Here is a 20,197-nt window from a genome sequence, read left to right as displayed (position 1 = left end):
TCTTCGGTGGTCAGGCTCGCTTGCCTGCGCCGAACAACACGCGCCGCTCTTCCTCCGATATCGCATGTTTAGGGGCATACACGTTTTCGACATCCTGGTAGGTGCGCAGCGTGGCCGGACGGGTTGCCATGCTGTCGAACCAGCGCTTGAGATGGGGGAACGTATCCAAGTTCTGTCCATGTGCTTCGTGCGGAACGATCCATGGGTAACAGGCGATATCGGCAATCGAGAATTCGCCGGCGATAAACGCGCGGTCGGCCAGCTGGTGGTCGAGCACGCCGTAAAGGCGTGCGGTCTCGCGCGTATAGCGGTCGATGGCGTATGGCACTTTCTCCGGCGCGTACACATTGAAGTGCCCGATCTGTCCGGCCATCGGTCCCAGGCCCGCCATTTGCCAGAACAGCCACTGCAGCACCTCGGCGCGACCGTGAATCTCCTTGGGAATCAAACGCCCGATCTTTTCCGCCAGATAAAGCAAGATCGCGCCGGATTCGAAGAGCTTCACGGGCTCGCCGCCGCCGACCGGATCGTGATCGACGATCGCCGGGATCTTGTTGTTCGGCGAAATAGCCAGGAATGCCGGATCGAACTGCTCGCCCTTGCTGAGGCTGATCGGCATCACGCGATACGGCAGCTGCGCTTCTTCCAGGAAGAGCTTGGCCTTCAGGCCGTTTGGGGTGGCAGCGAAATAGAGGTCGATCATGACGGGCGGCTCCGATGAGGCGATGGCGTCATCCTAGGTGGCTAGCTGGTCTTGCAAAAGGACCACATTAAGACAAATCTACAGGTCCAGTTGGATAGGAGCTCCGACATGGACCACCCCTTCGAATTTCCGCTGGCTTTGCCCGAGCGCGGCTCTCGCCAGCGCCTCGCGGCACTGCATGGCCAATTGCGCGCCGCGATTTTGGATGGGCGATTGAAGCCAGGACTTCGTCTGCCGGCGACACGCGCGCTGGCCGACGCCTTGCAGGTGTCGCGCAATACCGTGGTCGCGGCGTACGACCTTTTGTTGGGCGAGGGCTATATCGAAGCGCGACGCGGCGCCGGCAACTTTGTCGCCAATTTGGCGTTGCGTCGGGATATTCATCGCCCCAAAGTCGCCGCCACATCGTTCGATCGACGGTTGGCGCCGTATTGGCGAAATCTTGCCGATGCGCCGGCGCCGATGCCTGGCAAATTCGCCTACGACTTTCGCCTCGGCATTCCCGACAGCCAACCGTTTCCGTACGACATTTGGCGGCGACTGTCGGCGCGCGCGCTGCGGCAGCAATCCAGGGCCGCGCCGCTTTACGACCTGGCGCAAGGGCGGCCCGCGCTGCGCGAAGCCATCGCACAACATATTTCGTTCGCACGCGCGGTGTCGTGCGAGCCCGACGATGTGATCGTCACCAGCGGCGCGCAGCAAGCGTTCGATCTGCTGGCGCGCGTGCTAGTGACGCCGGGCGAAACCGTGGTCGCGGTGGAAGATCCCGGCTATCCGCCCTTGCGCGCGGTTTTTCTCGCAGCCGGCGCGCGCGTTGTCGGTGTGCCGGTGGATGAAGAAGGATTGATCGTCGAGCAACTGCCGCCCGACGCCAACGTGATCTACGTAACGCCATCGCATCAGTTTCCTTTGGGCGTGGTGATGTCGCCGCGTCGCCGCGTCGCTTTGTTGGAATTTGCGCGTGCGCGCGGCGCGCTGGTGATCGAAGACGATTACGACAGCGAGTTTCGCTACAGCGGGCGCCCGCTGGATGCGCTGCAGACGCTCGATCGCAACGACACCGTGTGTTATGTCGGCACGTTTTCCAAATGCCTGTTTCCGACCTTGCGACTCGGTTACGCGGTGGTGCCTTCGTGGCTGCGCGCGGCGTTCGTCAACGCCAAGCATCAAACCGATTGGCACGGCGATGTGCTGGCGCAAGATACGCTCGCCGCGTTTATCGCCGAAGGCCATCTCGTGCGCCACGTGCGGCATATGCGCAAGGTATACGCCGAGCGGCGCGATGCCTTGCTCGATGCGATAACGCGACACGCCAAAGAGCGTTTGCGGCCATGGCCTTCCGACGCGGGCTTGCATTTGGCGGCGAATCTTTTCGCATCGAAGGACGCCACGACCTTGCATGCGCGAGCAGCCGAACACGGCATCAACCTGGAATCGTTGAACGGTTATGCGATGGATCGCGCATCGTCGAACGGCGTCGCGTTCGGCTTAGGCATGATCGAGGTGCCGCGGATCGACGAGGCCGTGCGCAAAGTGGTGAAGCTGATCGACGCCCGCTAGCGCGCTTCAACGTTTGCGGTGGACTCCATGAATTACCGCAAAGTGGCTCTTACGAGGAGCCAATCGTTTCGGGAGCATGTTCGCACCCCCAGTCAAGGAATCGAACGTGCGCGTCATAGCCTTCCTTTTATCGATGCTGTTCTTGATGTTGAGCGGATCGCTGCGCGCCGAAACCGGCGATCAGCATGCGCAAGCGGCTGCACGTGGTTTAGTCGGTACGCCAGCGCCCAGGCTTGTGCTGAAGACCATCGACGGTCAAACCATCGACTTGGCCAGCTACTACGGCAAGAAAGCCGTGTACCTGGAATTCTGGGCCACTTGGTGTGTGCCGTGCCGCCAACAGATGCCGCATCTTAAGCAGGTGTACGAGCATGCGGGAAAAGATTTGGTGGTGATCGCGATCGATGTCGGTTTCGACGATACGGTGAAAGACGTACGCCGTTACCGCAGCCAGATGGGTCTGAAGATGCCAATCGTGTTCGACGACGGTTCTATCGGCGAGGCGTTTCATTTGCGCGTGACGCCGCAGCATGTGGTGATCGGTCGCGACGGTCGCATCGCGTTTCTCGGTCACGAAGCGAATGACAAGCTGGACGCGGCGTTGTTGGCGGCGCGCACGTCGGCGCCCGCAAATACGGTCGCGCGCGCAGCAGCCAATAATGCGAGCGATGAGGCAAGCACCACGCTGCCGGACCTCTCGATTCCCACCGTATCGGGCGCCGATTTTCCGCTGCGCACAGATGCCGGCAAAGGTCGTCCCACGGTGCTGGTGTTTATGTCGCCGTGGTGCGAAACCTATCTCGCGCAGAGTCGCCCTGCGGTTGCGGAGAGTTGCCGCGCCGTGCGCGAGCAAGTCACCGCGTTGTCGCAAGACGATCGCGTGCGCTGGCTGGGCGTTTCTTCGCGATTGTGGGCAGGCAAGGACGATCTGCTTGCGTATCAGCGCGACCATCATCTGACGATGCCGCTGGCGCTGGACGAATCCGGCACACTGTTTCGCCGCTACCGCGTGACGCATGTGCCCACGCTGCTGGTGTTCGACGCACAAGGGCGCGTCGTGCGACGCATCGAAGGCGTCGATCCGAAACTGGGCGACGAATTGAAGACGTTGTCGTCGAAGTAGGCGCGTTCGATGGAGGTGTGTTTATGCGTTGTGTAACGGCTCTCGCATTATTCGTAGCGATTGGATGGGCAGGCGGCATTGCGGCAGCGGAAGAGCACGCGCTGCTATCGTCGCCGCTCGCCGCCACGCACGATCGCCAACTGAGCGCAGTCACCGTGACTTACGCGCCGGGGCAATTTTCCGCTCCGCATCGGCACGGCGGCGATGCGTTCGTGTATGTGCTGAGCGGCCATATTCGAAGTCGGATCGAAGGTGGCGCGCTGCACGTGTATGGCCCCGGCGACAGCTGGTTCGAGCCGGCCGGGGCGCATCACGTCATGAGCGGCAACGCGAGCGACGTCGAGTCCGCAACGATGCTAGTGGTGTTTGTCGCGCCACCGGATGCAACGCTTACGGTGGGGGATCGAAAGCCCGATCAATCTTCGCCGGCCGCGCGCACCCACTCTAAATAAGCGGCATGGCCGCGCTCCACCGGCACGGCGATCAATTCGGGCAATTCGTACGGATGCAACGCCAGCACGCGTTCCTTCAACGCTTCGAAACGCGACGCGGTGGTTTTGATCAGCAACAGTTCTTCCGTGTCAGTGGTGACTTCGCCTTTCCACCGATACGTCGATTGGATGCCGGGAATGCGATTTACGCACGCCGCGAGCGATTCGTTGACCAAGGCTTCGGCCAGATGCGTCGCGCTCGCGACATTCGGACACGTGCAATAGCAGAGCAGAACATGGTCGGGAGCAGACATAGAAAGCCTCGTCGACGCGCTTAGGTGGAAGAAGCGTTGCGCGCCATCAAACCGTAATTGCCGAATTTTTCCAGCACATCGCCCACTTCCTTATCGCTCAACATGGCGGGTTTGCCGATTTGCAGCGCCAACGTGTACTGATGCGCGAGCGTTTCCACTTCGATCGCGCGCCACATCGCTTGTTCCATGTTGGCGCCGGTGGCGATCATGCCGTGATTGGCCATCAGGCACGCGAGCCGTCCATCCAGCGCGCGCACCACGGCATTGGAGAGTTCCTGCGTGCCGTAGGTGAAATATTCCGAGCAGCGAATCGAATCGCCGCCGCCGACGGCGATCATGTAATGCGCGGCGGGGATATCCATGCGGCACATCGCCAACGCCGTGCTGTACGGCGGATGCGCGTGCACGATCGCGCCCGCGTCGGCGCGCGCTGCGTAGATATCGCGATGGAATCGCCACTCGCTGGACGGACGGCGCGGGTGTTCGTATCGACCCTCCATATCCACGAACACCACGTCGTCCGGCGCGACCTCGCCGTAGGGCATCCCGCTGGGCGTGATCAGGAATCCGCCGCCGAAGCGGATGCTCAGGTTGCCGGAGGTGCCCTGGCTCAAGCCGGACGGGGTCAATTTCAAACCGTTGGCGACGATTTTCTCGCGAAGCGAGCGCTCGTTACTCACTGCCGATAGCCTTGTTGTTGGCGCAATACGTAATCGTTGACGTTCTCGCAGCCGGTGTCGATAGGGAATATCCCGTCGCCCCGGCTTTCCTCGCTCCTCAAACCCGGGCATACCCATGTGCCCTCACCGCGTGCGCCGGGGCGACGATCTAAAAATTGCTTCTATCCGAACCCTTGAAAGCCGCCAGCCCACCCCTATTCATCTCTTCAGAGTTCGACCGGCCCTGTACCCAGGGTTTTTTTGGAGGCTAAAATTGGCACTCGTGTTTCCCGAGTGCTAACAGGCGCCTGCCAGAGGCCGGCCTCGGGGTCGCCCACTATTTTCTCTAACCTCAAGCCATAGCTGGAGTTTTCTCATGAGCAAACTGCGTCCGCTGCACGATCGCGTCATCGTCAAGCGTCTGGAAGAGGAGCGTGTCTCCGCCGGCGGCATCGTCATCCCCGATAGCGCAACCGAAAAGCAGACCCGCGGCAAGGTCATCGCCGCCGGTGAAGGCCGCATCCTGGAAGACGGCAAGGTGCGCCCGATGTCGGTCAAGGCCGGCGAAGTGGTGCTGTTCGGCAAGTACGCCGGCCAGGAAATCAAGATCGACGGCGAAGAGCTGGTCTTCCTGAAGGAAGACGACATTGTGGCGGTGATCGAGGGCTGATTCGGTGGCGATTGGTGTTGACGTCAAAGACTCGCACCTCGTCGCCTTTGGCTCCTTCCGCAGTTTTTTCGCAAGATTTTCCGTATTTAATTTAATTTTTTTGAGGCAAAAAAATTATGGCCGCTAAAGAAGTCCGCTTCGGCGAAGACAGCCGCGCACGCATCCTCAAGGGCGTGAACACCCTCGCAAATGCCGTGAAGGTCACCCTGGGTCCCAAGGGCCGCAACGTCGTGCTCCAGAAGAGCTTCGGCGCTCCGACCGTCACCAAGGACGGCGTGTCCGTCGCCAAGGAAATCGAACTGGCCGACGCCTACGAGAACATGGGCGCCCAGATCGTCAAGGAAGCCGCGTCCAAGACCTCCGACACCGCCGGTGACGGCACCACCACCGCGACCGTGCTGGCCCAGGCGTTCGTGCGCGAAGGCCTGAAGGCCGTGGCCGCCGGCATGAATCCGATGGATCTCAAGCGCGGTATCGACAAGGCCGTCATCGCCGCCGTGGAAGAGCTGAAGAAGCTCTCCAAGCCCACCGCTGACGACAAGGCTATCGCCCAGGTCGGCACCATCTCCGCCAACTCCGACGTCGCCGTGGGCGACATCATCGCCACCGCGATGAAGAAGGTCGGCAAGGAAGGCGTGATCACGGTTGAAGAAGGTTCGGGTCTGGAGAACGAACTCGACGTCGTGGAAGGCATGCAGTTCGACCGCGGCTACCTGTCGCCGTACTTCATCAACAACCAGCAGAGCCAGCAGGTCGAGCTGGATGACCCGTTCATCCTGCTGTACGACAAAAAGATCTCCAACGTGCGCGAAATGCTGCCGATCCTCGAAGGCGTCGCCAAGGCCGGCAAGCCGCTGCTGATCGTCGCCGAAGAAGTGGAAGGTGAAGCGCTGGCCACCCTCGTGGTCAACACCATCCGCGGCATCGTCAAGGTTGCAGCCGTGAAGGCGCCGGGCTTCGGCGATCGTCGCAAGGCGATGCTGGAAGACATGGCCATCCTCACCAACGGCCAGGTCATCTCCGAAGAAGTGGGCCTGCAGCTTGAGAAGGCCACCATCCAAGATCTCGGCCGCGCCAAGAAGGTCGTGGTGACCAAGGAAAACACCACCATCATCGACGGCGCTGGCGAAGCGGCGAAGATCCAGTCGCGCATCGGCCAGATCAAGGCGCAGATCGAAGAGACTTCTTCCGACTACGACCGCGAGAAGCTGCAGGAACGCGTGGCCAAGCTGGCCGGCGGCGTTGCTGTGATCAAGGTCGGCGCTGCGACCGAAGTCGAAATGAAGGAAAAGAAGGCACGCGTGGAAGACGCGCTGCACGCCACCCGCGCCGCGGTTGAAGAAGGCGTGGTCCCGGGCGGTGGCGTTGCGCTGATCCGCACGCTGAAGGCCATCGACGGCGTGAAGGGCGACAACGAAGATCAGAACCACGGTATCGCCATCACCCGCCGTGCGCTGGAAGCGCCGCTGCGCGAAATCGTGTTCAACGCCGGCGACGAGCCGTCTGTGATCGTCAACCAGGTCAAGGAAGGCAAGGGTAACTACGGCTACAACGCCGCTACCGGCGAGTTCGGCGACATGATCGAATTCGGCATCCTGGATCCGACCAAGGTCACGCGTTCGGCCCTGCAGTACGCCTCGTCCGTGGCCGGCCTGCTCATCACCACCGAAGCGATGGTGGCCGAGCTGCCGAAGAAAGAAGAGCACAACCATGGCGCCCCGGGCGGCGGTATGGGCGGTATGGGCGGCATGGACTTCTAAGTCCTGCGTTCATCGCGAAGTGTTTGCAGAAAGCCCCGCGCAAGCGGGGCTTTCTTTTTCCCTTTTCGATACCCCGGCCGACGGTTTGTCCCGCCCTGGCAGAGTGCGTTGCGGATCACATTTCGGCGCTACACTCGGCTCACCTCCGGGGGGAGGTCGAAGAGGGGAAATAGGGATATGCATGACGAGACCATGGGCTCGGGCATTTACTTGCCCGAGATCAGCGACACGATCATCGGTCGCTCCGCCGACGTCCACGAGTTCGAATTCCGCGGTAACGCGCGCGATTACTTTCGCATCTGGATCGTCAATGTCGCTTTGAGCATCGTCACGCTCGGTATTTATTCGGCGTGGGCGTCGGTGCGTACGCGACGCTACATGTACGCCAACACGCTGTTCGAAGGATCGCCGTTCGAATATCTCGCGCGACCCATTCCTATTTTGCGCGGGCGGTTGATTGCAGCGATGCTGTTCGCCACCTATGTGATCGCGGGTCACTTTTCCCGTCCGCTGCAGCTGGCCACGATGGGCGTGGTCGGTGTCTTTATGCCGTGGATGGTCGTGAAAGGCTTGATGTTCCGTGCGCGGTATTCGGCGTGGCGCGGTCTGCATTTTCGTTTTATCGCCGATTACGCCGGGGCGTATCAGTGGTATTTGTTGGTGTATCTGTTGATGGCGATTCCGCTCGGATTGTTTGGACTTCTGAAGTCCGTCGGGCATCCGCTCGCTGGCGCGTTGCTGCTGTTTGCGGGGATGTTCGCTTTCTATCCCTGGGTCAAGGGCAATCAGCAGCAATGGATGGCCGAGCACCATTACTTCGGCGGCAAGTCGTTTCGCTTCACCACCGAAATCGGTGCGTACTACCGCATCTATGGCGCTGCGTTCGGCATCGCACTTCTCTGCATGATTCCTACGGGGATTTTGATGGGGATCTTCTTCAATGGGTTGGTGAAAGGGCATATCGATCCAAAGACGCATCCGATTCTGATCGTCCTTGTCAGCTATCTATGCCTTGCTCCGTTGTACATCACGATTTGGACGTACACGCACGTCCGCATGACCAATGCGCTGTACAACCAGGCGTCGTTGGCGCGTTATCAGATGCAGTCGTCGCTCGAATTCGGGCCGATGCTGCGGATCTATATGGGCAATGCGTTGGCGATCATCTTTACGCTCGGTCTCGCCATTCCGTGGGCTAAGATTCAGGTGGTGCGCTATCGCGCGTCGTGTTTGCGCGTGATTGGCGAAGGCAACCTGGAAGAATTCACGCAACGCGCCAGCGATAACGACGTCAGCGCCACGGGTACCGAAATCGACAGCCTTTTGGGCTTCGATATCGGTCTCTAATGTCGATACCCGGCATCTTTCATGACGGTCGGACGACCCGCGCAACGCGGGTCGTCGTGTCGCGCGTGGGCGATTCGTTGAATTGGCGTGGTGCGGATGTGGCCGGATGCGCGCCATTCTCGGATATCGAGCCGAGCGCACGCGTTATCGGCGTGCCCTTTACCTTGTGGTTGCCGGACGGCGCGCAATTGCAGATTGCGCATGACGACATGCCCGCGGATTGGTTCGCGCGCAGTCATCGCATCGAGCGCACGGTCGATCGATTGGAGCGCATGCGTTCGATCGCGATCGTCAGCATCGTGGTCGTGGTGCTGGCGACGATCGGTTTATTCGAATACGTGTTGCCGTGGACGGCCGATCGCATCGCTTCGCATATGCCGCACCGCGCCGAAGTGGTGATGGGAAGAGAATCGCTATCGGTTTTGCGAGGACGAATTCTTTTAACTAGCCAGTTGCCTGCGGATCGCCGCGCGCACCTGCAGCAGATTTTCGATCGGTTTGCGCACGGCGTTTCCGGGCTCCCGCCAGTAGCTATCGCCTTTTACAACGCGCCAGCCATCGGCGCGAATGCCTTCGCGCTGCCGGATGGAACCGTCGTGTTCACCGACGACCTGATCAAGGCGTTGCCGGATGATCGCTCGTTTCTCGCGGTGGCGGCGCATGAACTTGGGCATCAGGCGCACCACCACATGATGCGAGAAGTGCTGCGCAGTTCGGGCGTCGTAGTGATTGCGGGGATGCTGGCGGGCGATGTCACGTCGGTGGGAAGCCTCGCTTCGGCAATTCCCGTTTTTCTGTTGAACAGTCATTATTCCCGTGCGTTTGAAGCGGACGCGGATAATTTTGCGTTTCAGGCGCTCGCGCAGCAGAGCATCGATCCGATGGCGTTCGTCGATGCGATGCGCGCGTTGGAGCAGGCGCATCACGTGTCCGCCGATTCACAGGCCGATCGCTATTTGTCCAGTCATCCGCTCGACAGCGAACGCATCGCACGCGCAGAGGCGGCATCGCGCGACTTTCGTCGCACTCAATCAGAGCGCGCCAATACGTTGGCGCGCCAATAACGTCACCTTCCAGCGTGCTTCCTTGCGCGAGGAATCAGCTTTTACGCGACTTGCTAAGCGCTCAGCGATGCGCGCCCATGGCTTCCGATGCCTGCGTGCCCGCTTCCTCGTTGTCCTGTTTCGCGACGGCCGTATTGGAAGGCAACAGGCTCGCAGGCAGCAGCTTGTCGAGTTTGCCTTTCATGCGCAGCACGGCGACGCTCGCCATGTCCTTATCGAAGGTTTGCTGTTGCGCGTTGATCGGCGGCGGCTGCGCACCGGGGGCGTGCGTGAGATCCGCCAGCGACGGCGCGAGCACCTGCGTCAGCGCGAAATACGCGTCGTCATGAATGCCAGCGCGTTCGAGCAGCAAGCCCGGCAGCATCCAGGAGGCCATATCCACGTGTTGCGCGGCGCCCGGATTGCGCGGATCGATCAGCAACCACGTGCCCGCTTGCGCCAGCATGTCCTGACCGTTTGCGAAACCCGTCGCGTGATACGTATCGGTGAGGCCGGGGAGGTGGTCGCCGTAGAACAGCAGCAAGGTCGGGCGATTGCGATTGGCGAGCAAGGCGGTGAGACGTCCTAACTCCTCGTCGGCATGCTGCATGTGGTAGAGGTAATTCTGCACTTCCACCTTGTCTTTCGCGGGAACCGTATCCGGCACCACGATCGCGTTGCGCGCGGCGACGTCTTTCGGATCCACGTCGTAAGGGCCATGCGCTTCCAGGCTGATCGCGAACAGGAATTGCGGCGGGCCGGAATCTTTCAGTTGCGCCATGATCTCGTCGGTCATTGCGCTATCGGCCATGTACTTGCCGTCCATTGCCGCATTTTGCGGGAAGCTCGACTGCGACACGAAACGATCGAAGCCAAGCACTTTGAATGCCGTGTTGCGATTCCAGAACGTCGGATCGTTGCCGTGAATGGCGACTGTTTCGTAACCGTGTGCGCGCAACGTGCGCACCATGCTCGGCACGACTTTGTCGTGCATTTGCAGATAGGGAAATTGCATGTTGCCGAAGTAACGCAACGACAAGCCCGTAAGCACTTCGAACTCGGTGCGGATCGTGCCGCCGCCGTAGGTGGGCACATGCAGCGGGCCGCTCATGCCTTCGTCGGCGAGGCGCGTGAGATTAGGCGTGAGATTGGCGTGCTCGAAGCCGCGCACGATGCTCGGATCGAAGAACGATTCGCTTTGCACCACGACGATGTCGGGCAACGCGCTGCCTTGATCCATTGGCGCTTGCATGCGCGCGCGCACCGCATCGCCCGTGGTCTGCAGCAGATTGTTGACGTCTGCCGGCTCGACTTTCTGTTTGGTGCGCCGATCTTGCAGGTGGAACATCACTAGCGAACTCACCAGACCCGAATGGGTCGTGGTGGCCGCCGCCGACCAGGGCTCCAGCCACAGTTTTTTGCCGTTATAAAGATTGCGCCAACCGGGCATGCCCAGCAGCAGCGTGGCGAACGTTCCGGCGAGCAATGCGCCGGCGACGACGCGTTTGCCATGGGTGCGTCGCGCGAAAAGCGGCGGTTCGCGACGCCACATCGTCACGATCGCGGCCACACCCGCCAACAGCGCGAGATAGAGCCACGGGCTATGCGGAAGATAGCCGCCGAGCACATGCAGTCCGCCCTTTTGCAATTGATCCACCATGCGGAAATCCGCAGGCAGCAGCGGCGTACCAAGGTTCGCGACTTTCAGCGCGTTGACGCCGTACATCACGGCTTGAAACAAATACGCCAGGACGAACGAGAACACGACGCGACGGGTCAGCACCAGCAGCAGCAGCGCCAGCATCAGGCCGGGCATCGCATTGGCGAGCGGGAAGGCGGGCTGCTCGATCAACTGCGACGCCGCCACCGCATCGTGACCGTCCAGCAAACCGGTCAGCAGGATGAAGGCGACCGACATCGCAACCACCAGCGCAGCGCGCGCCGTGATGGGGTGTTTGGAGAACAAGGTGGGGGACGTGGGGACCATGCAGTCCAAAACCCGCTTTCTTCAGGAGATGTGGACTGTAACGTGATTGACATGAATCGGTTGTCAGGCGGTCACATGCCCATTGAACGGGTTCACGTCGCCTTGCGGGGAACTTACGGGGATTTCGCAAAAAAAGAGGGCCACCGTCGCGCGACGGTGGCCCTCTGTGTGCCGTAACAAGAACTTGCGCGGCAAAACCCTAGTGCTGGGTGTTGCTGAACCGCAATAAACGCAGATACGGCTTAACGGTTCGCCAACCTTCCGGAAACAGCGCGCGGGCGTCGTCGTCGGACAGCGACGGCGCGATGATGACCTCGTCGCCGGGCCGCCAATCCACCGGCGTGGTGAGCTTGCGTCCGTCGGTCAGCTGCAGCGAATCGAGTACGCGCAGAATTTCATCCACATTGCGGCCGGCGCTCGGCGGATAGGTGAGGGTAAGGCGCACTTTTCTCTGCGGATCGATGATGAAGACGGAACGCACCGTCACCTTCGGGTCCGCCTTGGGATGGAACATGCCGTAGAGCTTCGCCACGGTGAGATCCGGGTCGGCAAGGATCGGATAGTTCACTGCCGCGCCGCCGACATCCTCGACATCCTTGATCCATGCTTTGTGATCGTGCACCGGGTCGACCGACAAGCCGAGCAGCCGCGTGTTGCGTTTGTCGAACTCCGCCTTGCGACGCGCGAATGCGCCAAGCTCGGTGGTGCAAACCGGCGTGAAATCCTTGGGATGCGAAAAGAACACCAGCCAGTGGTCGCCGATGTAATCGTGCAACTGGATCGGGCCATCGGTGGAATCAAGCGTGAAGTCGGGGGCGATTTCGCCCAGTGGCAGGCTCATGGCGTTCTCCGTCAGCAAGTGAAGCGATCAAGCCGCATCGGCCAGATGCCGAGGGGCGGGGATAGCCTGGTGCGAGGGGTTGCTAAGCAGTTCGCCGTACCAATGCGCAACCTCGGCGTGCGCGGCGACCTCGCCCAAAATAAGCATCGCAGGCGCGCCAATCGCATGACGTGCGGCCAGCGTGGGCAATTCGCCGAGCGTGCCGGTAAGCGTGCGCTGTTGCGGGAGCGAACCGTTTTCGACCAGCACGAACGGCGTAGCGGCTCGACGTCCGTGCGCGATCAATTGTTGCGTGAGTTTTTCCAGTTGGCCGACGCCCATATAGATCGCCAGCGTTTGTTTCTCGCGCGCCAATTCCGCCCAATCCAAATCGTCGACCGAGTGCTGGCAATGTGCGGTGACCAATCGCACCGAGTGTGCATGATCGCGATGCGTGAGCGGCACGCCGGTGTAAGCCGCGCACGCGACTGCGGCGGTGATGCCGGGAACGACTTCATACGCGATGCCGTGCGTGCGCAGAAATTCCAGCTCTTCGCCGCCACGACCGAATACGAAAGGATCGCCGCCTTTGAGTCGCACCACGCGTCGTCCCGCTTTGGCGTGTTCGAGCAACAACGCATGAATTGACGGCTGCGGCGTGTGCGTGCCGCCACCGCGTTTTCCGACCGAAATCCGCGTGGCGTCGCGTCGCGCGAGATCCAGAATTTCTTCGCTGATCAGCGCATCGTGAAGAATGACATCGGCTTCGTTCAATGCGCGCAGTGCGCGCAGCGTAAGCAGTCCCGGATCGCCGGGACCCGCACCAACCAGCACAACGGAACCTTGTTGCTTGGGCTCTTGATAATCGTCCAGCGCAGCGACGAGTTGCTGTTCCGCGCGAGCGGGTTGCGATGCGCGCAATGATGCCAGCACGATGTCGTCGTGCAACCAATCGTAAAAGCGACGACGCACGCCAAGATCCGCATAGCGCGCGCGAATGCGCGAGCGATAACGCTGTGCCAGTTGCAACAGCGATCCCAGCGCAGGATCGAGCAAGCTTTCGATTCGCTCGCGCAGGCGGCGCGCGAGCATCGGCGCCGCGCCGCCACTGGAGATGGCTACCAGCAAGGGCGAGCGGTCGATCAAGGCGGGCACCTGAAAACTGGAGAGCGCCGGATCGTCCACCACATTGACCCATCGTTGCAGCGCATGTCCCTCGGCGGCGATGCGCGCGTTGAGCGGGCGTGAACGCGTTGCGGCGATCACCAGCCACACGCCATCAAGCCACGCGGATTGGTAGGCGCCGGGAAGATAAGCGATGCGCCCTTGTTGCACCCATTCCCGCAATTGAGGCCCCAGCACCGGCGCGCCGACGGTGATCTTGGCGCCTGCTTTCAACAACATGGACGTCTTTCTTGCAGCGACATCGCCACCGCCCACCACGAGCACGGGGCGGTCGGAAAGATCGGCAAAGAGCGGGTAAAGCTGCATGAATCGGGTCCGGCGAAAGCGATGGGCTATTCACGCTAACGCCGGCGTTTTTGCGATGGAAATGGCTGCTGGGACCGAGGATATGCCGCGGCGGCATAGACGCCGCAAAGACTTATAGATGTATAGACGTCCAAATAACGCTGTGTTAAGGTCCAGAGACTACCGGTAATAGCGCCGGTGTGTGGAGGTCGTGATGAAACGCCGTTCAGGGTGGTGCGTGAGCTGTATGTGCTTCGGCAAGCATGAAGCACAACCCTGCGCGCGTTTCCTCTCGGAGCCTTTCTCATGACCCTCACGCAACTTCGCTACATCGTCGCCATCGCCGACGCCGGTTTGAACATCACCCTGGCGGCCGACAACGTTCACGCCACCCAATCGGGCATCAGCAAGCAGCTCAAGCAGCTGGAGGGCGAGCTCGGTTTCCAGGTCTTCACCCGTCGCGGCAAGAGCCTGGACACGATCACCCCCGCCGGCGGTCAGGTCCTGGAGCGGGCGCGCAGCATCCTGCATGAAGCCCGCAATATCCGCGCTCTCGCCGCCAACCTGCGCGAAGAGGCGCATGGCGAGCTGTCCGTCGCCACCACGCATACCCAGGCGCGCTTCGTTCTGCCGGAGGCCATCGCCCGACTGAAGCAGCACTATCCCGACTTGGGCGTACATATCCGTCCGCAGGGCGAGGGCCGCATCATCAGCCTGTTCGAAAGCGGCGAAGTGGACCTGGTAATCGTCAGCACCAGTGGTCAGGCCCCGGAAGGTGGTATCGCGGTGCCCTTGTTCCGTTGGTATCGCCGCGCCGTGGTGCCGCTAGGCCATCCGCTGGCCAAGCTGAACCGCCCGCTGAGGGTCGAGGATCTGGCCGAGCATCCGCTGGTCAGCTACGAATCCTCGCTGCAACCGGAGTCGTCGTTGCGGCGCGCATTCGCCGCTGCCGGCTTTACGCCGCGCATCGCCTGCACCTCGGCGGACGCCGATCTCATCAAGACCTACGTGCTCGCGGGTCTGGGTGTGGGCATCCTGGCGGAAATGGCGATCAGTCCTGCGGACTCGCGCGAATTGGTCACGCTCGATATCGACAATCTGCTTCCCGTCTGCACAAGTTGGATGGTTCTGCGTCGCGATCATGTCTTGCGTAGTTATGTCGCGCAGCTGGCGCGTCTGGTGGCGCCGCAGCTGGACGAAGCGGAATTGCGCCGGGTGGTGGCGGGACACGCAGAGCCGCGTTGGCCGTCGCCGCCGCTGTGGGGCGAATTGCAGGCGCGTGCTACGCGTCGCGCGACGCCGCGCGCGGCCTGATAAACGCCGCATGCCGTACCCTGGTTGCCTCCTTCGGCGAAGGAGTAGAGTCTCCCTGCAAGGCGCTCTCGCACACTTATTTAAGGCAAACCCGAGAGCGCATCTCCTGCCTGTCATGACAGGATGACGTCGCGTATTTCAATGCGCAGTCATGCAGATTTCCGAGTCGTTCGCTGTGAACGACTCCGGCTTTGTCAAGGAGACATTACGATGACGCACGATAACCATCGATCGTCGCAGACGAAACGCGCGCTGCGAGCAGGTATTTGGTCGGCTATGTTGCTTGGTGCGGTCCCGACGTTTGCGCAGCAGGCGCCTTCCGGGCTGGAAAAGGCCATTGCAGCCGCAGACAAGTGGGTAGTCCAGGCGGACGCAAACAAAGCGGACGCGATGTGGAAGTCGAGCAGCCCGCTGATGCAGAAAAGCGTGAATCAAGCGGATTGGGCCAAATACATCGGCAATGTCCGCCAGCAAGCCGGCGCCGAACAAGAGCGTCGCTGGCTCAGCGTGAACAAGGTGGATAACCCCAAGGGCATGCCGGCCGGCGACTATCTCAACGTCATTTATGTCACCAAGTTTGCGAACGTCGCGACGTTCGAAACAGTGTCGTTGGCGAAAAGCGGCTCCAATTGGCAGCCGGTGGGATATATCGTTCGACCGGTTCAACCGCCGACGCAAACGCAACAGCCTGCGGCAGGCCAGGCTCAACAGCCTGCCGCTTCAGGCAAGTAATCGCCAAGCCGCCTCCTCCCTTACGCAGGGAGGAGGCGTTGATCGGATCAAACGAGTTCTTCTTCACGCAGCCAATCGACCACCCGTGCAGCGGCGTCGACAACCGAGATGTCGCTGGTATCGATGATGATGTCCGGCGAGACCGGCGTTTCGTAAGGATCGTCGATGCCGGTGAATCCCTTGATCTTGCCGGCGCGCGCGGCCGCATAAAGCCCTTTGCGATCGCGTGCTTCGCACACTTCCAACGGCGTGGAGACGTGGATTTCCACAAAGCGCCCATGCGCCTGCACCAGTTGTCGCGCCTCCGCGCGGGCGCCGGCATAGGGCGCAATCGGTGCGCAGATGACGATGCCGCCATGACGCACCACTTCACTGGCGACAAAGCCGATGCGCGTGATGTTGGCGTCGCGATCTTCGCGCGAAAAACCCAATCCCTTGGAGAGATGTCGCCGCACTTCATCGCCGTCCAGCATGGAAACGGGGCGGCTGCTGGTCTCCAGCAATTTGGCCAGCACCGCCTGCGCCAGTGTGGATTTGCCGGAACCAGACAACCCGGTGAAGAACAACGCGAACCCTTGTGGCGCGTTGGCAGGATGACGATCGCGCAAGATCTTCACGACATCCGGAAAGGTGAACCATTCCGGGATCGCCTCGCCTTCGTGCAAGCGACGACGCAGCTCGGTGCCTGAAATATCGCGAACTTCGTCATCGGGCTGCACTTCCGTCTGCGGCACGTACACGTCGCGATTCGCGGCATACACCATCGCCGGAAACGGAACGATGCCGATGCCCAGTTCCTCTTCGTGCTCGGCGAGCAGATGCTGCGCGGCATACGGATCGTAGAACGGCTTGCCGTGCGAATCCTTGCCGGGGCCAGCGTGATCGCGCCCGACGATAAAGTGGCTAGCGCCGTAGTTCTTGCGAATGATCGCGTGCCACAACGCTTCGCGCGGGCCGCCCATGCGCATGGCGAGCGGCAACAACGAAAGCGTTGCCTGGTCGTGCGGATAATGTTCGAGCAGCGCGCGATAGCAGCGCACGCGCGTGTAGTGATCGACATCGCCGGGTTTCGTGCGGCCGACCGAAGGCTGGATCAACAATTTCGCGCCGACGCGTTCCGCTGCGCGCAAGGTCAGTTCGCGATGCGCGCGATGCATCGGATTGCGCGTCTGGAACGCCACGATGCGGTGCCATCCGTGCTGATGAAACCAGTCGCGCAACTGGCGTGGACTCTGGCGAAGTGCGGCGAAATCGTAATGCGCCGGCGGTTGAATGCCTTGCACGCGTCCGCCGAGATAGACCGAGCCCGTACGATCGAGCAGTTCCGCGACACCCGGATGCGCGCGATCGGTGGTGCCGAACACGCCTTGCGCTTCGGCGATGCGATCGGGGAAATAGACGTCTTCCACCGTCAGCACGGCGAGCGGCGTACCTTGTATATCGTTCAAGCTGATCTGCGCGTTTTCCTGCAGCTTCGATGCAAAAACCTCATCGACATCCAGCACGATCGGCATCGGCCAGAGCGTGCCGTCGGCCAGGCGCATTTCCGATACGACGCGATCGTAATCGGCGCGTCCCAAAAATCCCTGCAAGGGCGAGAACCCGCCGTTGAGCAGCAATTCGAGATCGCACAGCTGGCGCTGATTGAGCGTCCACTGCGGTAGCGACGCGCTGCGTTTCTTCAACGCTTCGGCTTCGTCGTCGGGGAGATAAAGTTCGCGCAGCGCGCCGCCGTGCGGCGCAACCAGCGCTTCGTGTTCGGCCAAGACGAACTCGGCGGCGAGGGCTTTCATGTTGTTTCCTTTATCGGGGCTCTATGTTTTTGTTGTGTTGCTGGTCTTACTCACACATCCAAGTGAAGTCCGCATTCACGCTTCAATCCGAAAAAGCGGGTGTCCTCGTCGCGCATACCGGGCTCCCAGCGGCGCGTGGTGTGCGTATCGCCGATCGAGACATAACCTTTGTCCCACAAGGGGTGATAGGGCAGGTCATGCCGGCGCAGGTAACGGCCGACATCGCGATCGGTCCAATCGATGATCGGATGCACTTTCCAGCGTCCGTGGCGATGATCCAGCGCAGGCGACGCGGCGCGGCTCAGCGATTGCTGGCGGCGCAACCCTGCGAACCAAGTTCCCGCGCCGAGTTCGGCCAATGCACGTTGCATCGGTTCGACTTTGGCCAAGCGGTTGTAATGATCCAGCCCTTCGCGCCCCTGATTCCATAATTCGCCGTATCGCGCTTGTAGCCATGCTGGCGATAGATTGGGGCGGATCACATGCAAGTTGAGTGAAAGACGTTCGGTGAGTTCGTCAATGAAACGATACGTTTCAGGGAACAGATATCCGGTGTCGATAACGATCACCGGAATCGTCGGCAGACGTTGCGTAAGCAGATGCAAGGACACCGCCGACTGCGCGCCGAAACTGGACGACAGCACATGCGCGCCGGGCAGGTTTTGCAATGCCCAATCGATGCGCTCCTCCGCGGTAAGCGCAAGCAACCATGCGTCGAGTTTGATGCGTTCGCGGACATCGATGGCCGCTTGCTCGAGCGTTGGCAAACTCATGCGAAAACCTCTACATCGATGGGGTGACGCGCCGACGTCAATACGCCACTGCGCACGAGAAAGTCGCCGAAACGTTCGTCTTCGTTGCGTTCGATGGCATAGCGTGCGAACAACGCATCCAATTCGGACAGGATTTCCGCTTCGTCGATGTTTTCGCGCACGATGCGATTGAGGCGCTGCCCGGCGAAGTCGGCGCCAAGACGCAAGTCGTAACGGCCAATGGCGCGACCGATCAACGCAATTTCGCCCAGATACGGACGCGAGCAACCGTTTGGGCAACCGGAGAGACGAAGCAAAATTGGTTCGTCGCGCAGACCATGGCGCTCGAGCAATGCTTCGAGCTTCGGCAACAGCTGCGGCAGGTAACGTTCGCTTTCGGCCATCGCCAGTCCACATGTCGGTAGCGCGACGCACGCAACCGCGTGACGACGTATGCCGCTCAATCGGCGATAGCCATCGAGCTTGTATTCCGTCACTAGCGCGTCGACACGAGCGCGTTGCGCTGTCGGTACATTGGCAATGATTAGATTCTGATTGCACGTCATGCGGAAATCGCCTTGATGGATTTCCGCAATCGCGCGCAACCCGCTCAAGTGCGGCTGGTCGGGAAAATCCGCCACGCGCCCCGATTCGATCTGCAGGGTGAGGTGCCAGCGTCCGTCGTCGCCTTCGGTCCAGCCGTAGCGGTCGCCGTTATGGTCAAAGCGATACGCGCGGGACGGTTGCAAACGGAAACCGAGACGGCGTTCCAGTTCGACTTTGAACGCGGGCAAGCCCATGCGATCGATGGTGTATTTCAGGCGCGCATGCTTGCGTTCTTTGCGATCGCCGAAATCGCGTTGCACTTCGATCACGGCTTCGGCAGTGCGCAGCAGTTGTTCCGGTTCGACAAAACCGAGCACGCTGCCGAGACGCGGGTAAGTGCTCGCGTCGCCATGGCTTGCACCCATGCCGCCGCCGACCGCGATATTGAAGCCGAGTAGCTCGTCGTGTTCGATGATGGCGATCAAGCCGAGATCTTGCGCAAAAACATCCACGTCGTTGGTGGGCGGTACGGCTACACCGATCTTGAATTTGCGCGGCAAATAGGTCGCGCCATAAAGCGGCTCGCTTTCTTCTTCGCCGCCGGCGACGCGCTGTTCGTTCAGCCAGATTTCGTGATACGCGCGTGTCTTCGGTTTCAAATGTTCCGACAAGCGTTCGGCCCAACGATAGGCAAGCCGATGCGCCGGCGAGGCGACGGGGTTCGCGCTCGCGACCACGTTGCGATTGACATCGCCGCAGGCGGCGATGGTACTGACCAGGGCCTCGTTCATCGCGGCGATGGAACGCTTCAAGTCGTGCTTGAGGATGCCGTGCAATTGAAACGTCTGACGCGTGGTGATGCGCAGCGTGTGGTTGGCCCAGGTGCGCGCGATGTGGTCGAACGACAGCCATTGCGCGGGGCTTAGCACGCCACCGGGCAAGCGGGCGCGCACCATGAACTGGTAGGCGGGCTCAAGCTTCTGCTTGCGACGCTCTTCGCGCAGATCGCGGTCGTCTTGCTGATAGCTGCCGTGGAATTTCAGCAGCTTGTTGTCGTCCTCGCTGATCGCGCCGGTGACGGGATCAGCCAGGCTTTCTACCAAGGTGCCGCGCAGCAGGCGGCTGTTCGCCTTGATGCGTTCGAGATCGGAAAGGCCGTTGTCGCTCATGTTT

Annotated in this window: 18 protein-coding genes; 9 read left to right on the top strand and 9 right to left on the bottom strand. The window is 61.0% G+C overall.

Annotated features, from left to right (window positions below):
• Nucleotides 1–10: 10 nt before the first annotated feature.
• Nucleotides 11–703 carry a glutathione binding-like protein gene (locus L0U79_RS00365; protein WP_233839895.1) on the bottom strand — a complete coding sequence of 231 codons (693 nt, stop codon included), beginning with the start codon at nt 701–703 and terminating at the stop codon, nt 11–13.
• Nucleotides 704–811: 108 nt separating this feature from the next.
• Here L0U79_RS00365 and L0U79_RS00360 point away from each other — a divergent pair, with 108 nt between their 5' ends.
• The 3 genes from L0U79_RS00360 (at nt 812) to L0U79_RS00350 (ending at nt 3,838) form a co-directional block, all read left to right on the top strand.
• On the top strand, nt 812–2,263 hold the full coding sequence (locus tag L0U79_RS00360) for a PLP-dependent aminotransferase family protein (RefSeq protein ID WP_233839894.1): 1,452 nt from the start codon (nt 812–814) through the stop codon (nt 2,261–2,263).
• Nucleotides 2,264–2,369: 106 nt separating this feature from the next.
• Complete coding sequence (locus tag L0U79_RS00355; protein WP_233839893.1) at nt 2,370–3,386, top strand: TlpA disulfide reductase family protein; 1,017 nt, start codon at nt 2,370–2,372, stop codon at nt 3,384–3,386.
• A gap of 23 nt (nt 3,387–3,409) precedes the next feature.
• Nucleotides 3,410–3,838 carry a cupin domain-containing protein gene (locus L0U79_RS00350; protein WP_233839892.1) on the top strand — a complete coding sequence of 143 codons (429 nt, stop codon included), beginning with the start codon at nt 3,410–3,412 and terminating at the stop codon, nt 3,836–3,838.
• On the opposite strand, the gene cutA is transcribed toward L0U79_RS00350, so the two are convergent.
• Both cutA and L0U79_RS00340 read right to left on the bottom strand, forming a co-directional pair.
• The gene (gene cutA / locus L0U79_RS00345; RefSeq protein WP_233839891.1) at nt 3,802–4,131 is read right to left on the bottom strand and encodes a divalent-cation tolerance protein CutA; all 330 of its coding nucleotides are present in this window, start codon (nt 4,129–4,131) and stop codon (nt 3,802–3,804) included. The genes L0U79_RS00350 and cutA overlap by 37 nt on opposite strands.
• Before the next feature lie 20 nt (nt 4,132–4,151).
• Nucleotides 4,152–4,811 carry a class II aldolase/adducin family protein gene (locus L0U79_RS00340; RefSeq protein ID WP_233839890.1) on the bottom strand — a complete coding sequence of 220 codons (660 nt, stop codon included), beginning with the start codon at nt 4,809–4,811 and terminating at the stop codon, nt 4,152–4,154.
• A gap of 355 nt (nt 4,812–5,166) precedes the next feature.
• Between L0U79_RS00340 and L0U79_RS00335 the strand changes: the two genes are divergently transcribed.
• The 4 genes from L0U79_RS00335 to L0U79_RS00320 all read left to right on the top strand — a co-directional run bounded on the left by L0U79_RS00335 (nt 5,167) and on the right by L0U79_RS00320 (nt 9,631).
• Nucleotides 5,167–5,460 (top strand): co-chaperone GroES, encoded by a 294-nt coding sequence (locus L0U79_RS00335; RefSeq protein ID WP_115479661.1) that lies wholly within the window; start codon nt 5,167–5,169, stop codon nt 5,458–5,460.
• Nucleotides 5,461–5,576: 116 nt separating this feature from the next.
• Nucleotides 5,577–7,220, top strand: coding sequence for a chaperonin GroEL (gene groL, locus L0U79_RS00330; RefSeq protein ID WP_233839889.1), 1,644 nt, complete (start codon nt 5,577–5,579; stop codon nt 7,218–7,220).
• A 177-nt stretch (nt 7,221–7,397) separates the two neighbouring features.
• Nucleotides 7,398–8,567 (top strand): YjgN family protein, encoded by a 1,170-nt coding sequence (locus L0U79_RS00325; protein WP_233839888.1) that lies wholly within the window; start codon nt 7,398–7,400, stop codon nt 8,565–8,567.
• 56 nt (nt 8,568–8,623) lie between these two features.
• Nucleotides 8,624–9,631: a M48 family metallopeptidase gene (locus L0U79_RS00320; RefSeq protein WP_233839887.1), complete on the top strand. Its 1,008-nt coding sequence runs from the start codon at nt 8,624–8,626 to the stop codon at nt 9,629–9,631.
• A 61-nt stretch (nt 9,632–9,692) separates the two neighbouring features.
• Here L0U79_RS00320 and L0U79_RS00315 read toward each other — a convergent pair whose 3' ends face one another.
• The 3 genes from L0U79_RS00315 to cysG form a co-directional block, all read right to left on the bottom strand.
• A complete protein-coding gene (locus tag L0U79_RS00315) occupies nt 9,693–11,597 on the bottom strand; it encodes an LTA synthase family protein (RefSeq protein ID WP_233839886.1) in 1,905 nt (634 codons plus the stop codon).
• Nucleotides 11,598–11,796: 199 nt separating this feature from the next.
• Nucleotides 11,797–12,438: a peroxiredoxin gene (locus tag L0U79_RS00310; RefSeq protein WP_233839885.1), complete on the bottom strand. Its 642-nt coding sequence runs from the start codon at nt 12,436–12,438 to the stop codon at nt 11,797–11,799.
• A 27-nt stretch (nt 12,439–12,465) separates the two neighbouring features.
• Nucleotides 12,466–13,908, bottom strand: coding sequence for a siroheme synthase CysG (gene cysG / locus L0U79_RS00305; protein WP_233839884.1), 1,443 nt, complete (start codon nt 13,906–13,908; stop codon nt 12,466–12,468).
• Between the two features lie 285 nt (nt 13,909–14,193).
• Here cysG and L0U79_RS00300 point away from each other — a divergent pair, with 285 nt between their 5' ends.
• A complete protein-coding gene (locus L0U79_RS00300) occupies nt 14,194–15,201 on the top strand; it encodes a LysR substrate-binding domain-containing protein (RefSeq protein WP_233839883.1) in 1,008 nt (335 codons plus the stop codon).
• 210 nt (nt 15,202–15,411) lie between these two features.
• Nucleotides 15,412–15,933: a DUF4019 domain-containing protein gene (locus L0U79_RS00295; RefSeq protein WP_233839882.1), complete on the top strand. Its 522-nt coding sequence runs from the start codon at nt 15,412–15,414 to the stop codon at nt 15,931–15,933.
• Nucleotides 15,934–15,980: 47 nt separating this feature from the next.
• On the opposite strand, the gene L0U79_RS00290 is transcribed toward L0U79_RS00295, so the two are convergent.
• Genes L0U79_RS00290 through cysI form a run of 3 tightly spaced genes read right to left on the bottom strand, consistent with a single transcriptional unit; the run spans nt 15,981 to nt 20,193 of the window.
• On the bottom strand, nt 15,981–17,726 hold the full coding sequence (locus tag L0U79_RS00290; RefSeq protein ID WP_233839881.1) for a bifunctional sulfate adenylyltransferase/adenylylsulfate kinase: 1,746 nt from the start codon (nt 17,724–17,726) through the stop codon (nt 15,981–15,983).
• Between the two features lie 50 nt (nt 17,727–17,776).
• A complete protein-coding gene (locus L0U79_RS00285) occupies nt 17,777–18,499 on the bottom strand; it encodes a phosphoadenylyl-sulfate reductase (protein ID WP_233839880.1) in 723 nt (240 codons plus the stop codon).
• Nucleotides 18,496–20,193 (bottom strand): assimilatory sulfite reductase (NADPH) hemoprotein subunit, encoded by a 1,698-nt coding sequence (gene cysI / locus L0U79_RS00280; RefSeq protein WP_233839879.1) that lies wholly within the window; start codon nt 20,191–20,193, stop codon nt 18,496–18,498. The genes L0U79_RS00285 and cysI overlap by 4 nt, the downstream gene beginning before the upstream one ends.
• Nucleotides 20,194–20,197: the final 4 nt, after the last annotated feature.

The sequence above is a fragment of the Dyella sp. 2HG41-7 genome (genome assembly GCF_021390675.1).
In the GTDB taxonomy this organism is placed as follows: Bacteria; Pseudomonadota; Gammaproteobacteria; order Xanthomonadales; family Rhodanobacteraceae; genus Dyella_B.
This window is presented reverse-complemented; position numbering and strand designations above follow the sequence as displayed.

What these genes read in the sequence shown, in the direction of transcription:
- L0U79_RS00365 (WP_233839895.1), bottom strand. Translation starts at nt 703, where the DNA reads ATGATCGACCTCTATTTCGCTGCCACCCCAAACGGCCTGAAGGCCAAG.
- L0U79_RS00360 (WP_233839894.1), top strand. Translation starts at nt 812, where the DNA reads ATGGACCACCCCTTCGAATTTCCGCTGGCTTTGCCCGAGCGCGGCTCT.
- L0U79_RS00350 (WP_233839892.1), top strand. Translation starts at nt 3,410, where the DNA reads ATGCGTTGTGTAACGGCTCTCGCATTATTCGTAGCGATTGGATGGGCA.
- cutA (WP_233839891.1), bottom strand. Translation starts at nt 4,131, where the DNA reads ATGTCTGCTCCCGACCATGTTCTGCTCTGCTATTGCACGTGTCCGAAT.
- L0U79_RS00335 (WP_115479661.1), top strand. Translation starts at nt 5,167, where the DNA reads ATGAGCAAACTGCGTCCGCTGCACGATCGCGTCATCGTCAAGCGTCTG.
- groL (WP_233839889.1), top strand. Translation starts at nt 5,577, where the DNA reads ATGGCCGCTAAAGAAGTCCGCTTCGGCGAAGACAGCCGCGCACGCATC.
- L0U79_RS00325 (WP_233839888.1), top strand. Translation starts at nt 7,398, where the DNA reads ATGCATGACGAGACCATGGGCTCGGGCATTTACTTGCCCGAGATCAGC.
- L0U79_RS00315 (WP_233839886.1), bottom strand. Translation starts at nt 11,597, where the DNA reads ATGGTCCCCACGTCCCCCACCTTGTTCTCCAAACACCCCATCACGGCG.
- L0U79_RS00310 (WP_233839885.1), bottom strand. Translation starts at nt 12,438, where the DNA reads ATGAGCCTGCCACTGGGCGAAATCGCCCCCGACTTCACGCTTGATTCC.
- cysG (WP_233839884.1), bottom strand. Translation starts at nt 13,908, where the DNA reads ATGCAGCTTTACCCGCTCTTTGCCGATCTTTCCGACCGCCCCGTGCTC.
- L0U79_RS00300 (WP_233839883.1), top strand. Translation starts at nt 14,194, where the DNA reads ATGACCCTCACGCAACTTCGCTACATCGTCGCCATCGCCGACGCCGGT.
- L0U79_RS00295 (WP_233839882.1), top strand. Translation starts at nt 15,412, where the DNA reads ATGACGCACGATAACCATCGATCGTCGCAGACGAAACGCGCGCTGCGA.
- L0U79_RS00290 (WP_233839881.1), bottom strand. Translation starts at nt 17,726, where the DNA reads ATGAAAGCCCTCGCCGCCGAGTTCGTCTTGGCCGAACACGAAGCGCTG.
- L0U79_RS00285 (WP_233839880.1), bottom strand. Translation starts at nt 18,499, where the DNA reads ATGAGTTTGCCAACGCTCGAGCAAGCGGCCATCGATGTCCGCGAACGC.
- cysI (WP_233839879.1), bottom strand. Translation starts at nt 20,193, where the DNA reads ATGAGCGACAACGGCCTTTCCGATCTCGAACGCATCAAGGCGAACAGC.